This window comes from Ochrobactrum sp. Q0168 (assembly GCF_016427605.1).
In the GTDB taxonomy this organism is placed as follows: domain Bacteria; phylum Pseudomonadota; class Alphaproteobacteria; order Rhizobiales; family Rhizobiaceae; genus Brucella.
This window is the reverse complement of sequence record NZ_JAELXQ010000003.1, coordinates 1-14282: the sequence shown is the minus strand read 5'-3', so window position 1 is coordinate 14282 and position 14282 is coordinate 1. Positions and strand designations below refer to the sequence as shown.

Sequence of the window (14282 nt, the reverse complement as noted above, 5' to 3'; positions counted from 1 at the left end):
TGAAATGCCGATCAATGCCCAAACCGGCACCGTCGCCATTATCGGCGGCGGTTTTACAGGCGCGGCTGTTGCGCTGCATCTGGCGCGCCAGCTGTCCCAACAAGGGCATGACGCCAACTGGCGGATCGTGGTGATTGAACCGCGCGAAAATCTGGGGCGCGGTCTGGCCTATGATACGCTGGAACCCGTGCACCGCATCAACGTGCCCGCCGACCGGATGTCCATCCTGCCCGACGAGCCACAGGATTTCAGCAACTGGCTTTTGGAAACCGGGATACTGGAAGGCGACCCGGATGCTTTCAGCAACGAGGGTGCGCCCTTCCCTGCCCGCACGGTATTCGGGCTTTATGCGTCCTCAAGACTGTCACCGATGATTGAAGCCGGACGTGTGGAACACCGCCGCACCCGCGCCATGAAAGCAACCAAGGATAACAGCTTCTGGACAATCAACACCGAAGATGGCGAACCTGTTGTTGCTGATATCGTTGTATTGGCCGTCAGCCATCCCGCTCCATCCCTGCCTGGTGTGCTTGCGCCGATCAGCGAGCATCCGGGGCTGATCGCCGACGCGACGCGTCCCGGCGCGCTGGAGAATGTCCAGCCGGATGACCGCGTGCTGGTGGTCGGCAACGGGCTGACGGCAGCCGATGTGATCGCCACGCTGAAAGCGCATGGCCATAGGGGGCAGATCGTTTCGATTTCCCGCCGTGGTCTTCGCTCACGCGGGCATCCCCGCACCGCCCATGACCCTTATGGCGACTTCACAACCCAACCATTACTCAGCGCTTCACAATTGCTGCAACGGGTCCGTGAAACCATCAAAGCCGCAGTCGCCGAGGGGTTGAGCTGGCATCCGGTTCTCGACGCGGTCCGCCTTCAAGGGCAGGATATCTGGCAGGCTATGCCCGTTTCTGAACGCAGACGTATCGCACGCCATGTGCGTCCTTTCTGGGATGTGCATCGGTTTCGCATAGCGCCCCAGGTTGAAAACGCGCTGGACCGCGCTGTCGCCGATGGCAGCCTGTCTGTCCGCGCCGCTTCCATCCGCAGCGCGGCTAGCTCCGGCGACATTTTACGCATCGGCCTGAAAGATCGCCGGAGAGACGAACTCGCTATCCTTGACGTGGACAAGATCATCGTCACCACCGGACCCGGTCATGGCAGCATTCTCAGATCGCAGCCCTTGCTGTCAGCGCTTGCCGAAGCCGGACATCTGGCTCTTTGCCCGACCGGACTTGGCCTTCTTTGCGACCGGCAAACTCACGCAATCTCCACATCGGGCTTCGCCGACGAGACCTTGCTGATTGCCGGACCGCTGGCGCGCGGGACCTTCGGCGAGCTGATGGGACTGCCGCAAGTTAGCGAGCACGCCGTTCTCGTCGCTGGCATCATTGCCACGTTGATTGCTGAACAAGACCGCGTCCTTGAAAAGGCTGCGGTCTGAATCTTCAAGATTTGGCTGGCTGTATACGCGTCAGGTGATCCTGGATATGCTGGTGCAAATTGGACGCCGACATCGGATCATGCCCTGGCACTTGTTTCAGTTCGCGCAGATCTTGTGGCGAAACATCGTACCGATCCTTGAACAATCGCGTAAACTGCGCGCGATCCGAGAAGCCGCATTTATATGCAATCTCTTTGAGGGTTTCCGCCTTGCCTTTGCTATGAATCAGATAGCGGTACGCCAGATCCAGACGTTTTTGCCGGATCAATTTGGTGATGCCATCATCCTGCTCGAATTGTCGGTACAGATGCGAGTGGGAGAGTTTGAAATGCGCCATGATCGTCTTGGGACTCAAGCGCCGGTCGCGGATATTCAGATCGATATAGTCTATCACTCTTTGTCGCATTGAGTGGTCAATGGCACTCGATTGCGCCGGAGAGAGCGCAACGCCGTTTACGGCTGCGACCAGCAGCAAAACAAGCGCTTCCTTGATTCCCGGTATTTCATTTTCCTGAATGAAATCCAGCGCACCATCCAGACTCAAAATGAAATCGAACAGCACCTGATTGATGTTTACATTCCGAGGCAAAACCAGTCCGTGCAGATCCTTCGAGGGGAACCACTTGTTCATCTCAAATCGGGGGATCGCCAAGGTCACACGCGCACCGGCTTCCTTGCGGCTGTCCAGCACTTTCGCCAGGTCCACAAAAAACATGTCGCCCGGCTGTACCTGAACCTGCCTGCCGTCGAAGTCGCCGGTATATTCACCCGACAGGACAAGTTGTAGTAGGCAGATATCCAGATTCGAACGCGCAATAATCTCCGGCGTGCGCCGACAAATCTGCTCGTTGAATGTCGTGTCGCCCAGAACCATACTGTCAAAAATCCGTGAGCGAATGGTGCCAATCAGTTCAGCCTGACCATTTTCGTCCACGGGGGAGACTTCGTATATAAGCTTCGATACTTCCTTCCAGAAGGCATTGCGATGTTTTTCATCCACCATATCGGTTGAGAGAAAAAATTCCGGCACGATTTACCAGCCTTTCTTCGAGCCGCGCACAAATATTGCGAGCATTTATTATTTTCGTTGATCACAGAATATCGACAGGATTTCTTCCTGCACGGCAAACCCTCTGTGATATTCATGAAATGCAGACAAAGATAGCCACTCTTGATCAAGCAATAATTACTTGACGCAGGAAACTCGCTTTTATTTTTCTCGATATATATATAAACCGACCGAATTTTATTTCCAAATAGAATCTAATATCTTTCGATATTTATTAGATAGGGATAATATTATATCCAATATGGGACAAAAGCGTATTGCCCCTCTTCAATTTTTGCATATAGCTCATGTTTGAAGAAAATAAATACATGTGTTTCATTATGAAACACATGAGCCCAACAGTGACGATCAAGTTTTTCCAAGGCTAGTTCTCAGTGCAATTGAAAAGTTCATACATTTCAAATGTCCGATTATTGCCTTTTAAAAATTGGCCAATCAATCCTTTCAAACACAGGATCTTGCGATGGACCACGAACTGGCAAGCCGGCTTAGCTTCTCACGACGTTCGTTTCTAAAGGTGGCAGGGGCTTCTGCGGCTTCCGCCGTTGTTCCCGAGTTTGCCTTTGCTGAGGAGAAGGCTTTTCCAGCTGGTTTCAAGTGGGGGGTGGCTTCAGCCGCCGCCCAAGCAGAGAGCCGCGCCGGGCGCGGACGTAGCAACTGGGATGTTTTCGCAGATATTTCGGGCAGGATCCACGACGGCTCAACCAACGAAACGAACACGCAATTCGAAACGCGCTACGGCGAAGAATTCGCCCTATTGTCAAAAGCCGGTTTGAATAGCTTTCGCTTTTCTTTCTACTGGTCACGCATCCAGCCCGAAGGGCCGGGGGCGCCAAGCATTGCCGCATTGGACCTCTATGACCGCATGATCGACGAAATGTTGCGCCTTGGGCTCGACCCCATGGCAACCATCGTGCATTTCGAGAACCCGGTATGGGCTGGAAATTTTCGCAATCGTGAAATCATACAATATGCCGCCGACTATGCGGAGATTGTTACCCGAAAGTTTGGCGACCGCATCAAGCTCTGGATCGCCATGAACGAGCCTGGAACCGTTTCCACCTTCGGCTATGGCTCGGGACGTTTTGCACCCGGATACATATCCCTGAGAGCGATGGGCGATGCAATCCATCATCAAAATGTCGCTCAAGGACTTATCATCGCCACGGCGCGGGCAAACCTGCCGAAAGACGCCAAAGTGGGCACCACCCTTAATCTCCAGACTGTCCGTTCCAAGTCCAACTTCCCGGAGGATGAAAAAATCATCCGAACTATGGATGCCTACTGGAACACGGCCTATCTCGATCCGCTGTTCGGCCAGGAATACCCAGCAGAAGTGCGCGCATTAGTTGCTCCCGTCATCCAGCCCGGTGATATGGAAATCATCGCCGCGAAACCTGACTTTCTCGGCGTGAATTACTACTCACGATTTTACGTCAAGGCCGAGCCCCACACGCCTCTTGGTTTCGTGCAGGACACGCCTCCAGATAACCTCAAGCTCACCAAATATTTGCCCTATGAACCGGATGGGTTTTCGGAAACGCTGCTCCGTGTCCACAACGGTTATGGTGCTCCCGACATTTACGTCACCGAATTTGGCTTCCCCGTTGACGAACCTAACACCGTCGACAATGGTTTTGTCGAGGACACAACGCGGGTTGAGTTCATCAAAGGCTACATTGAGGAAGCCTATAAGGCGATGCAAAAGGGTGTAAACCTGAAGGGGCTGGTTTACTGGTCTTCCACGGACAATTGGGAATGGAACGAAGGGTTCGCAAAGAACTTCGGTTTGATCAAGGTTGATCCTAAAACGCAGATAAGAACACCAAAGCGCAGCCTCGAGTATCTCGGAAAATGCTGTAAAACCAATGCCATTGCATAAGCATTTTCACCATTGAGAACGATCCCGACACTCGCCCATACCAATGTCATTAAACAGCGAATGTCGGGATCAAATTGCCGGCATTCTTTGAAAGAATATTGTTGCGTTTTCATCCAGCATAACGCTGTCAGCTTGACGAAATAGAGACGACGAATCGATCCGAGGGCATAAGCGTTAGCGTTCCGACCTGTACACATTGGAGGGCAAATGGCTCGCGGGTGGTATTTTTTGGTTGCCGGAGTAATTCTGGCTTCGTCTTTGGCCTTCGAAGCACGCGCCGAGGATACCAGTGGCAAAATTGAGTTGCAGCATGGTTGGCGTCTCATCCGTGATGACGACGCTGAAGCTGCGAAGATCACCGTGTTCAATACGCCTCTTGGCGACAAGGGCTACGCTATTCAGAACATGCCCTCCACCGTTCTGAATGCGCTCAGCAAGGCAAATGTCTACAAGGACATCTACTATGGTGATAACCTCGCCAATGTTGATAAAAATCTATGGACGCATCAATGGTGGTATCAGACCAGACTCAATGTTCCGGCAGGTCATGACCGTTACACGCTTATCTTCAATGGGCTCAACTATCGCGGTGAAATCTGGCTGAATGGCCAACAGATTGCAGGCCCCGATGCAGTCGTCGGCATGAGCCGCAAATATGAGTTCGATGTCACAAAGCTGGTCCACCCCGGCACGGATAATCTACTGGCCGTTAAAATCACCCCAGAGCAGCGCACCCCCAGCCTGACTTTGGGTGACAGCCTTAAACCGGGACAAGGCGAGGGTGTCGATTTGACCGACACCTGGATGGACTGGATCAATCTGAAATATTTGGGCGACTACGCGACAAAGACCTCCTTTATTCCTGATAAGGGCGCAGGCATCTGGCGCAAGGTCTATCTCACCTATGGCGGCAACGTTGCCTTGCGCAATCCTTATGTCAAAGCCGAGCTGACCGTACCGGACCTTAAGACGGCGAAGCTCGATGTATATGCCAATCTGGTCAATCACTCATCCGAACCCGTCACGGGGGTGCTGAGCGGCGAGATCACCCGGGAGGGCAAGCCAAGCATTCACCTTGAAAAGACTGTTACGCTGAAAGGCAACGAAACTCGGGAGGAAAGCTTCACCCCGGACCACCTGAAGGCCCTAACGGTAAACAAGCCTGATGTGTGGTGGCCCTATATCTGGGGCAAACCGAACCTATACAATCTGAAACTGACATTCAGCATCGGCGACAAGGTTTCCGATACCGCAACAACCGACTTCGGCATACGTAAAATCACCCAACACACAGACGACACGGCCCTTTTTCAAAATTTCACAAATCCGGGCAGTTTCTACATTAAAGTCAACGGTCGGGATTATCTGATCCGTGGCGCAGCCTACACGCCCGATCTCTTGTTCGACAACAATCCGCAGCGCGATCGCGACATCATTCGTTATGCAAAAGACCTTGGGGTCAACATGCTGCGCTGGGAAGGCAAGTTCGCCGATGACGACGTATTGGATCTGGCCGACAGAGAAGGCATTCCGGTTATGCGCGGCCTCATGTGTTGTGGGGCATGGGAACTGTGGAGCCATTGGGATGCAGAAGATCACGTCGTCGCTTCTGCCACAGTCCGGGATATGATCGCGGATTTCCGTTCGCATGCATCGGCGTTCATCTGGGCCAATGGTAGCGACGGACTTCCGCCTGCAGATGTTCTTGGTAATTACCATAACATCTTAAACGAACTCCATTGGCAGAACGCTGTTGTCGATACCGTTTCGGCACGCAACAGCAACTGGAGTGGCATTCATATGGCAGCGCCTTATTCCTGGCGCTCGCCCGCTTTCTGGTTCAAGGGCGGTATCACCGGCGCGATGGGTTCCGTCGCCGAAGCAGGCAATGACGAGACCGTACTGCCTCTGGATAGTCTGAAGAAATTCCTGCCGGCGGACAAGCTCTGGCCGATGAATGATTTCTGGTATATGCGCGCCGGCTCCGCACCGGGCAACAGCACGCTCGAGAGTGCCAAGGCCGCTATTGAAAAACGTTATGGCCCCGCGAACAGCGTTGAGGATTTTGCGCGCAAGGCCCAGCTCATTGCCTATGAAAATGTCCGTGCGCAGAACGAAGCCTATGGTGCGCTTGGCTGGGAGACCCACAAGATGACGATCTTCTGGATGCTCAACAGCCACTGGCCATCGTTTTTCGGCCATCTCTTCGACTATTATATGAAACAGGGCGGCGGGTATTTCGGTGCCAAGAAAGCCCTACAGCCGCTGAGCGTGGTTTTTGACGGCTATGCAACTGGCGACCATTCCAAAGCCCAGATTTATCTCGTCAATCAGACACTGGAAGGCTTCAAAGATCTGACGGTCACAGCGCGTCTCTACGACATAAACGGCAAGCTCAAGCACGAGAAGAACGCGACCATCAAATCCACCAGCCCAACGACCTCGACAGTTGCTCTGACTCTTCCACGTTACGACGACATGGGCACGGTCTATTTCGTCCGCTTGCAGCTCCAAAGTGCCAAGGATGAAGTGCTTGCAGAAAACACTTACTGGCAGTCGGCCAAGGACGACATTCCCGAGGACATGGATCCCGACAACATGATGGACGCCATGATCCTGAAGCAGAAACAATGGGCGGATTTCAAACCGCTTAGCACCATGCCAAAGGTGGAACTCAAAACAGCACTCACAGAGATCGAGCCGCAAGAAGACATGCGCCGATTCAAAATCTCGCTTATCAATCCCACCGATCACGTTGCATTCTTTGTGCGCGCCCAATTGCAGAAAGACAGCAGTTCCGGTGAAATTCTGCCCATCACCTATGACGACAACTACGTCACCATCTATCCCCGCGAGACGCGCGAAATCACCGCGGAAGTTTCCAGGGCACAGATTAACGGGCAGAACCCCTTTGTCGCCATCAATGGCTACAACACCAACTAACCGCCGTTCCAAAACCATTGTCACTGAACATCTGGATCAGAGCAGGCTTATGAAACTAGCGCACCGAACCCTAAAGCCTTTTCTCTGGTCCATCCCGGCGACCCTGCTCTGCTTTGGCGCGCAGGCCGCCGAAAACGGTCTCGGCTTCTACCTGCTGGGGTCCAAGGGGCCAATGGCCGCTATCTTGCCGGCACCGGGTCTCTACCTGCAGAACGACACCTACTTTTACCGCGCGAGCGCCGGTGCTTCCGCACCGCTACCGCTGGGCGGCGTCGTCGGCTTCGGCGTCGAAGCCAGAGCCGTGGTCGATCTGCCCACCTTCATATGGTCCACACCCTATGAAGTTATGGGCGGGCGACTGGCCTTCGGCCTGACCACGCCTTTCGGCTATCAGAATGTAGACGCCGATCTAGTCTATGGCCCATATTCCGGCGATATCGACAACAGTGTAACCAAGATCGGCGACCCCGTCGTCACCACGACAGTCGGCTGGAGCAGCGGCGACTTCCATTGGAGCCTCAATGGAATGATCAATGTGCCCATTGGAGACTATCAGAAAAACTCGCTCGCCAATATTGCCTTCCATCGTTGGGGTGCAGATCTTTCCGCTGCGGGAACATGGTTTGATCCAAAGCGCGGTCTCGACATATCGGGCGTTGTGGGCTTCACCTTCAATGGAGAAAATCCGGAAACAGACTATCGCACTGGGACCGAGTTCCATGTTGAGGGTGCTATCTCGCAATATCTCACGAAACAGTTTTCCCTTGGCGCCATCGGTTACTATTACCAACAGATCAGCGATGATAGCGGCAGCGGTGCAATACTCGGCGGTTATCGCGGACGTGTTGCGGCGCTGGGTGTAACTGCAAGCTACAATTTTGAACTGGACAAGACACCAATACAGGCACGCGTGAAGCTGCTGCGAGAATTCCATACCGAAAACCGCGTCGAGGGTACTTCCGCGTTTCTTACGCTATCGGTTCCGCTTTATGTGAACAAATGATAGAACACTTTTAGCCTATCATATCTGATACTCTCACTGTGAACAGCCTGCCGGTTTCAAGCTGAATCAAAAGCCAGTTTCATGAAACATTTCATGGCACGAGCGCTTCAGGGCGTCTTTTATAGAATAATATTAGCAACAATTAAATTTCGTATTACTTAATTAAATCAATTATTGTTGGAATTTGTTTCTATTATTACAAATATAATCTATATGAATAATCTTATTAAGTGATTCTACTCATATGAAAAGAGCGACTATGCCCGCAGACTCTCAGGTGCCAGTTTGCCTTGCGCACTCAGGATAACCAACCCTCAATATGCTTGTTGACCGTATCTTAAGCAAAGCTCCTGTTTCGCCGGAGCTATTGAGCAATACGCCTCAGCAAACGACGCACGTCGTGTGAGCCCAGCCCAATCACAAAGCAGATAATGGGACAGCGCTCCATCGTCGGAGATGCGCCCTCCAACACAACCAGCATTGGTTGCTCCCTAAAATCAGCAGGATAATTTGATGCGCACATACCCATTGCAAAGACTGGCGGCTCTTCTTTCTGCAAGCACGGCGCTTTTTGTATGTCTTCATACCGCAAATGCAGCTGATATCCAATATATAGGCCCATCAGTAAATGGTAACTGGGGGACAGCTTCCAACTGGAGCGGCGGTGTACTGCCAACGGCGGCTGACACCGTAATTATTCTGCCAGGCACTTCAAACATAACGACTAGCTCTGGGCAAACTTACGCTGTTGGCAGAATCGACGTTCAGGATGGCTCCACTTTGACCGCCAACGGTATTGGAGGCACGGCTTCAAGCAGCACACTGGTAATCTACGGTATAAATGGCATTGGGTTCCATTATGCCGCCAGTGCAGCAAGCGCAGTCTCTGGCCCTAGAAATTTTCAGCTCGCCAATGACCTTGCGTTCATTGTCGACAACCCGAACGGCAGCACTATCAGCATCGCATATCTAAGCAAAGCTAATTTGGCTGATAAAACATTGACCATCAACACGGTCAATGCAAACAATACGGTGCTTATGGGCGGAGCATTTTCTGGAACGGGCGGCATCATAAAAACTGGCGACGGATCGCTACAGACGGGCGTAGGCACCCACACTTATACCGGCATTACGGATATCCAGTCGGGAACGATGGGACTTTTTTCCTCAGGGAGCTTGAAGACATCCAGTCTCATTAATGTGGATGGCGTGTTTGACGTCAGCGCTATAACGGCGGCTTTCACGTCGATCCAAACTTTGACCGGCACAGGCAAAGTTGAGCTTGGCGCCAAGACCCTCGACTTCTCCAACGCAAGCACAACGTTTGCCGGCAATATCAACGGCACAGGCGGCATTACCATCAGTAGCGGAACTCTCGCGCTATCAGGTGCCAACAACTATAGTGGCGTTACAACGATTGCTGCAGGCGCCCGGCTTCAGATCGGCGCGGGTGGCGCAACGGGCAGTCTGGCGAGCCAGCAGATCGTCAACGACGGTGAGCTGACACTCAATCGCAGTGATGCGTTTGACTTCAGTGCGGACATTTCTGGAAACGGCGCTGTGTTCCAGAGCGGCACGGGCACAACAACCCTGTCAGGCATCAATACCTATGCCGGAAACACCAATATCTATGCTGGAACCCTGAAGGCCGGTGCGGCAAATGTGTTCAGCACATCATCCGCATTCGCAGTCTCGTCAGGCGCAACGCTTGACCTCAATGGCATGGACCAAACGCTGGCTTCGCTTTCCAATGGAGGCAATGTCAACTTCGGCACCACGACTGACACTATTCTCCACATCGCCGGCGATTATACCGGCAACAACGGCATGCTGACGATCAATGCGGTTCTCGGAGACGATACATCGAAAGCCAACAAGATCATTATTGATGGCGACACGTCGGGCACCACTCTCCTTCATGTCAACAATCGCGGTGGAACAGGTAACGCGACCACGTCCGGCATTGAGGTCATCACAGTCGGCGGCAGTTCTGACGGCGACTTCATACTGGATGGGCAATACCGCACGGGCGGTAAACCAGCCATCGTGATCGGCGCCTATGAGTATAGCCTCTATAAAGGCAATGCCCAGGGTCAGAACACCAATGACTGGTATCTGATCTCTAAGAAAACGCCCGAAGACCCCAAATCCGCTCCCAAACCGAGTCCGAGTACAGATCTTGAACCAACGCCGGAAGCCAAACTGCAAGCTGGCGCACCTGTCTATGAGGCCTATTCACAGCATCTGCTTGGCATGAACGAAGTCTCTTCGCTGCGCCAGCGCACCGGCAATCGTTTATGGGTGGGACAGACGGCATCACCTGACAAGGCAGCCTCAAAGGGCAACGGTGTCTGGGGCCGCATCGAAGGTGCACATAATCGCCTTGAGCCCGACCAAACGACGACCGGCACCCAAACCCGTCAGGACATCTTCAAGATGCAGGCCGGTATCGATGGCGCATTTCTGGAAAATGAACAAGGAAGCCTGATCGGCAGCATCTTTGGCCAGTATATGCATGGCAAGACCAGAACATCATCGCGCGACTTTGTATCCGGCGACATTTCGACCGATGGTTACGGGCTCGGCGGAACGTTGACCTGGTATGGCGAGAACGGCTTTTATGCCGACGCACTGACGCAGGCCACCTGGTACGACAGCGACCTGACCACATCAGCCGAAGGCGCATCGGCACTCGCCACTGGTAACCGGGCTTTTGGCTATGCGGTCTCGCTGGAAAGCGGCCAGCAGCTTTCTATCAACGACCGCTGGTCCGTCACGCCGCAAGGGCAACTGGTCTATTCGTCAGTGGATGCCGATAACTTCATCGACGGCTTCGGGAGCGCCGTCCGCTTTGATCGCGGCGAGAGCCTGCAAGGCCGTCTCGGTCTTAATCTCGATTACGCATCATTCTGGCAGAACGCTAAGGGAACCACTGACCGCGCCAATCTCTATGGCATCGCCAATCTTTATTACGAGTTCCGCGACGGAACCCGTGCCGATCTCGCAGGCGTCAGTCTGGCAAGCCGTCAGGACCGTCTGTGGGGCGGTCTTGGCGTCGGCGGCAGCTATGATTTCGACAATCAGCGCTATTCCCTGTTCGGCGAAGGACTGATCAATACCAGCCTGAACAATTTCGGCGACAGCTACACGCTGAGAGGCAATGTCGGCCTTCGCGTTCACTGGTAAGCACGCCACAGAGCGCCCCCGCGATCACGAGGCCGCTCTCAATTTTGTTACAGGACCGATTGAACCAAATCGCCAGAGCCGCGTTTATTAAGTATTCGTTAACCATAACGGAGGCTGTCATGCTCTGGTACTACAGACTGGAAAGCAGTTTTGCCGCCGCATTCGTGATCGCTGCGGCAATCACACTCTGGTTGATGTGAGTCGGAAGCCTTTACCGCTCACTTTACCCATTATCACAACAACGGAGGACCACCCTATGCAGTGGCTCCATTGGATTGCGCTTGGAATGATTGCCGCCATGCCAGTTGTCGTGTTCGGCATTACCTATCTCGAAGTCGGTCGCAAATGATCTTTTAAGGCATCATCCGTCTCCGACGGGTGATGCCGCGTCTGCATAATGTCGTTCTCTTTCATGAGATACCAAACCACAATTTCGGATGACTTCTTTGTGTGTAGCCCCTATGCACAGAAGAACGATTTTTGCTGGTTTTGCTGCATGAAAGGACATCACGATGAGCGACGCCATCCTGATTACGGTCGATGAACTGTTCGAACGCGTGAAGGACACACTCCGCAACGCCAAATTCAGCGACGACCATGCAGCCGCAATTGCCCGCACCATTGTCGCAGCGGAGCGCGATGGCTGCAAATCGCACGGCATTTACCGTATCGAAGGCTGCCTGCGCACCGTCAAGAGTGGCAAGGTGGTGACCAATGCCGTGCCGGTGTTGAGCGTCGATGACAGCGCCGTGGTGCGCGTCGAAGCCCATGGCGGCTTTGCCAATCTCGCTTTCGAAACCGGCAAACCGGCGCTGATCGAACGCGCGCGCAAGCTCGGCCTCGCCGCCCTCGTCATCAATGACTGCACCCATTTCGCAGCCCTCTGGCCGGAAGTGGAAGCGCTGGCCGACGAAGGCCTTGCGGCCATGGCCATGTGCCCAAGCTATGCGACCGTTGCGCCTGCGGGTGGCAGCAAGCCGCTGCTTGGCACCAACCCGTTTGCCTTCGGCTGGCCGCGCCCGGGCGAAAACCCCTATGTGTTCGATTTTGCGACCAGCGTCGCAGCGCGTGGCGAGCTGGAGCTTTATCGCCGTGCTGGCAAGCAATTGCCGGAAGGCTGGGCGGTCGATGCCGACGGCAAGCCGACCACCGATCCGGAAGCCGCCCTTGCAGGCGCGATGCTACCTTTCGGCCAGCACAAGGGTTCTGCCATTTCGACCATGATCGAGCTTCTGGCGGGTTCCATGATCGGCGATTTCAGCAGCCCGGAGGCTCTCGCCTATCTAGGCACCACGACGATTGCGCCGCGCCACGGCGAACTGATCCTCGCTTTCGACCCGACACGCATGGCTGGCGGACGCCTCAATCCGATCCAGCACGGCGAAATCCTGCTGGAAGCCATTGCCGGTCAGGGTGCGCGCCTGCCTTCGCAGCGCCGTTTCGCGGCCCGCCGTGAATCGCTGTCAAAGGGCATTTCGCTCACCCAGTCGGAAATGGATCATCTCGAAATGCTGCGCCAAAAGGGCCTCGACGCCATCGCGTAATTTCGAATTTCAGCCAAATAAAAACCCCGCCAAATGGCGGGGTTTTTATTTGTAAATTTTATAACATTCAGGCTGCGTATTTCGCGACCACGCCGCCCTGCTTGATCCAAGCTGCATACCAAGTCTGGAACAGCTTCAGCTGTGCTTCGCAATAACCGCGCTGGGCATCGGAAAGCTTGTCCGTTTCATTGAAATGCAGTTCGTATTCCGGGTTGCCGGTCACAACCATCATATGCTTGTAGAACAGAACGAGGTCCGGGCCTTCATCGAAGGATGACAGCACGCCGAGTGCAGCTTCCAGTTCAAGCGCGGCAACGCGAGCTTCGACATCGCCAGCAGCAGCGGCCTTCGACAGCGAAACCAGATGCTGAACTTCCTTCGGCAGCACATTGCCGATGCCGGTGATTGCACCCTTTGCACCGCAATTGACGAAGCCGTGGAACACGCCGGTGTCGACGCCAACCATCAGGGTCACATCATCATCAGCGCTGGTGATGTTTTCAGCGGCATAGCGCATGGCTTCCGCGCCGCCGAATTCCTTGAAGCCGATCAGGTTCGGATGCTCGGCACGCAGCGCGAAGAAGAGATCGGCGCGGGTGGCAAAGCCATAATAAGGGCTGTTGTAGATCACAGCCGGAAGATCGGGTGCAGCTGCCAGAATGGCCTTGAAATGCGCCTTTTGGGCAGAGATCGACGAGCCACGCGACAGAACGCGCGGGATGACCATCAGGCCCTTCGCGCCGACTTTCTGGGCATGGGCGGCGTGCGCGACAGCCGAAGCGGTATTGACCGCGCCGGTGCCGACGACGACGGGCACGCCAGCCTTGGTCAGCGCTTCGACACCCGCCATACGCTGTTCGTCGGTCAGAAGCGGCCAGTCACCCATCGAGCCGCAATAGACGACGGCAGACATGCCAGCAGCGATCAGTTCCTTGCCCTTGCGCACCAGCGCGTCGAAATCCGGCGTACGGTCTGGCTTGCACGGCGTCATGAGTGCGGGGATGCAGCCGGAAAAAATATCAGAAGTCATGGTCCTGTCCTTGAATCTCTTCAACGCGTTTTTCAATCAACCAGTATCTACAACCGGCTTCTGCAAGCCTTGTATGAAAACAAATATACACAATGTATTTTTCTTGTCGACTAAAATTTTAATTGCAACTACGATCTAATCACCATCACAAAGGGAGGTGCGCGCAGGCCAGCCCCCGGCC

General features: G+C 54.1%; 8 protein-coding genes. 6 read left to right on the top strand and 2 right to left on the bottom strand.

Annotated elements, in window-relative coordinates:
* Positions 1 to 4 precede the first annotated feature (4 nt).
* On the top strand, positions 5 to 1444 hold the full coding sequence (locus JAU75_RS08195; protein WP_199056044.1) for an FAD-dependent oxidoreductase: 1440 nt from the start codon (positions 5 to 7) through the stop codon (positions 1442 to 1444).
* A 4-nt stretch (positions 1445 to 1448) separates the two neighbouring features.
* Here JAU75_RS08195 and JAU75_RS08190 read toward each other — a convergent pair whose 3' ends face one another.
* Positions 1449 to 2474: a helix-turn-helix domain-containing protein gene (locus JAU75_RS08190; protein ID WP_199056043.1), complete on the bottom strand. Its 1026-nt coding sequence runs from the start codon at positions 2472 to 2474 to the stop codon at positions 1449 to 1451.
* A 502-nt stretch (positions 2475 to 2976) separates the two neighbouring features.
* Here JAU75_RS08190 and JAU75_RS08185 point away from each other — a divergent pair.
* The 5 genes from JAU75_RS08185 to JAU75_RS08165 all read left to right on the top strand — a co-directional run bounded on the left by JAU75_RS08185 (position 2977) and on the right by JAU75_RS08165 (position 13071).
* Positions 2977 to 4395, top strand: a complete 1419-nt coding sequence (locus JAU75_RS08185) for a family 1 glycosylhydrolase (RefSeq protein ID WP_199056299.1) — start codon at positions 2977 to 2979, stop codon at positions 4393 to 4395.
* A gap of 207 nt (positions 4396 to 4602) precedes the next feature.
* Positions 4603 to 7338, top strand: a complete 2736-nt coding sequence (locus JAU75_RS08180; RefSeq protein WP_199056042.1) for a sugar-binding domain-containing protein — start codon at positions 4603 to 4605, stop codon at positions 7336 to 7338.
* Between the two features lie 49 nt (positions 7339 to 7387).
* Entirely contained in the window at positions 7388 to 8341 is a 954-nt protein-coding gene (locus tag JAU75_RS08175; RefSeq protein WP_199056041.1) for a transporter, read from the top strand.
* Between the two features lie 984 nt (positions 8342 to 9325).
* The gene (locus tag JAU75_RS08170) at positions 9326 to 11527 is read left to right on the top strand and encodes an autotransporter outer membrane beta-barrel domain-containing protein (RefSeq protein ID WP_199056040.1); all 2202 of its coding nucleotides are present in this window, start codon (positions 9326 to 9328) and stop codon (positions 11525 to 11527) included.
* 512 nt (positions 11528 to 12039) lie between these two features.
* Positions 12040 to 13071, top strand: coding sequence for an Ldh family oxidoreductase (locus tag JAU75_RS08165; protein WP_199056039.1), 1032 nt, complete (start codon positions 12040 to 12042; stop codon positions 13069 to 13071).
* A 67-nt stretch (positions 13072 to 13138) separates the two neighbouring features.
* On the opposite strand, the gene JAU75_RS08160 is transcribed toward JAU75_RS08165, so the two are convergent.
* Positions 13139 to 14101 (bottom strand): dihydrodipicolinate synthase family protein, encoded by a 963-nt coding sequence (locus tag JAU75_RS08160; protein ID WP_199056038.1) that lies wholly within the window; start codon positions 14099 to 14101, stop codon positions 13139 to 13141.
* Positions 14102 to 14282 lie beyond the last annotated feature (181 nt).

What these genes read in the sequence shown, in the direction of transcription:
- JAU75_RS08195 (WP_199056044.1), top strand. Translation starts at nt 5, where the DNA reads ATGCCGATCAATGCCCAAACCGGCACCGTCGCCATTATCGGCGGCGGT.
- JAU75_RS08185 (WP_199056299.1), top strand. Translation starts at nt 2,977, where the DNA reads ATGGACCACGAACTGGCAAGCCGGCTTAGCTTCTCACGACGTTCGTTT.
- JAU75_RS08180 (WP_199056042.1), top strand. Translation starts at nt 4,603, where the DNA reads ATGGCTCGCGGGTGGTATTTTTTGGTTGCCGGAGTAATTCTGGCTTCG.
- JAU75_RS08175 (WP_199056041.1), top strand. Translation starts at nt 7,388, where the DNA reads ATGAAACTAGCGCACCGAACCCTAAAGCCTTTTCTCTGGTCCATCCCG.
- JAU75_RS08165 (WP_199056039.1), top strand. Translation starts at nt 12,040, where the DNA reads ATGAGCGACGCCATCCTGATTACGGTCGATGAACTGTTCGAACGCGTG.
- JAU75_RS08160 (WP_199056038.1), bottom strand. Translation starts at nt 14,101, where the DNA reads ATGACTTCTGATATTTTTTCCGGCTGCATCCCCGCACTCATGACGCCG.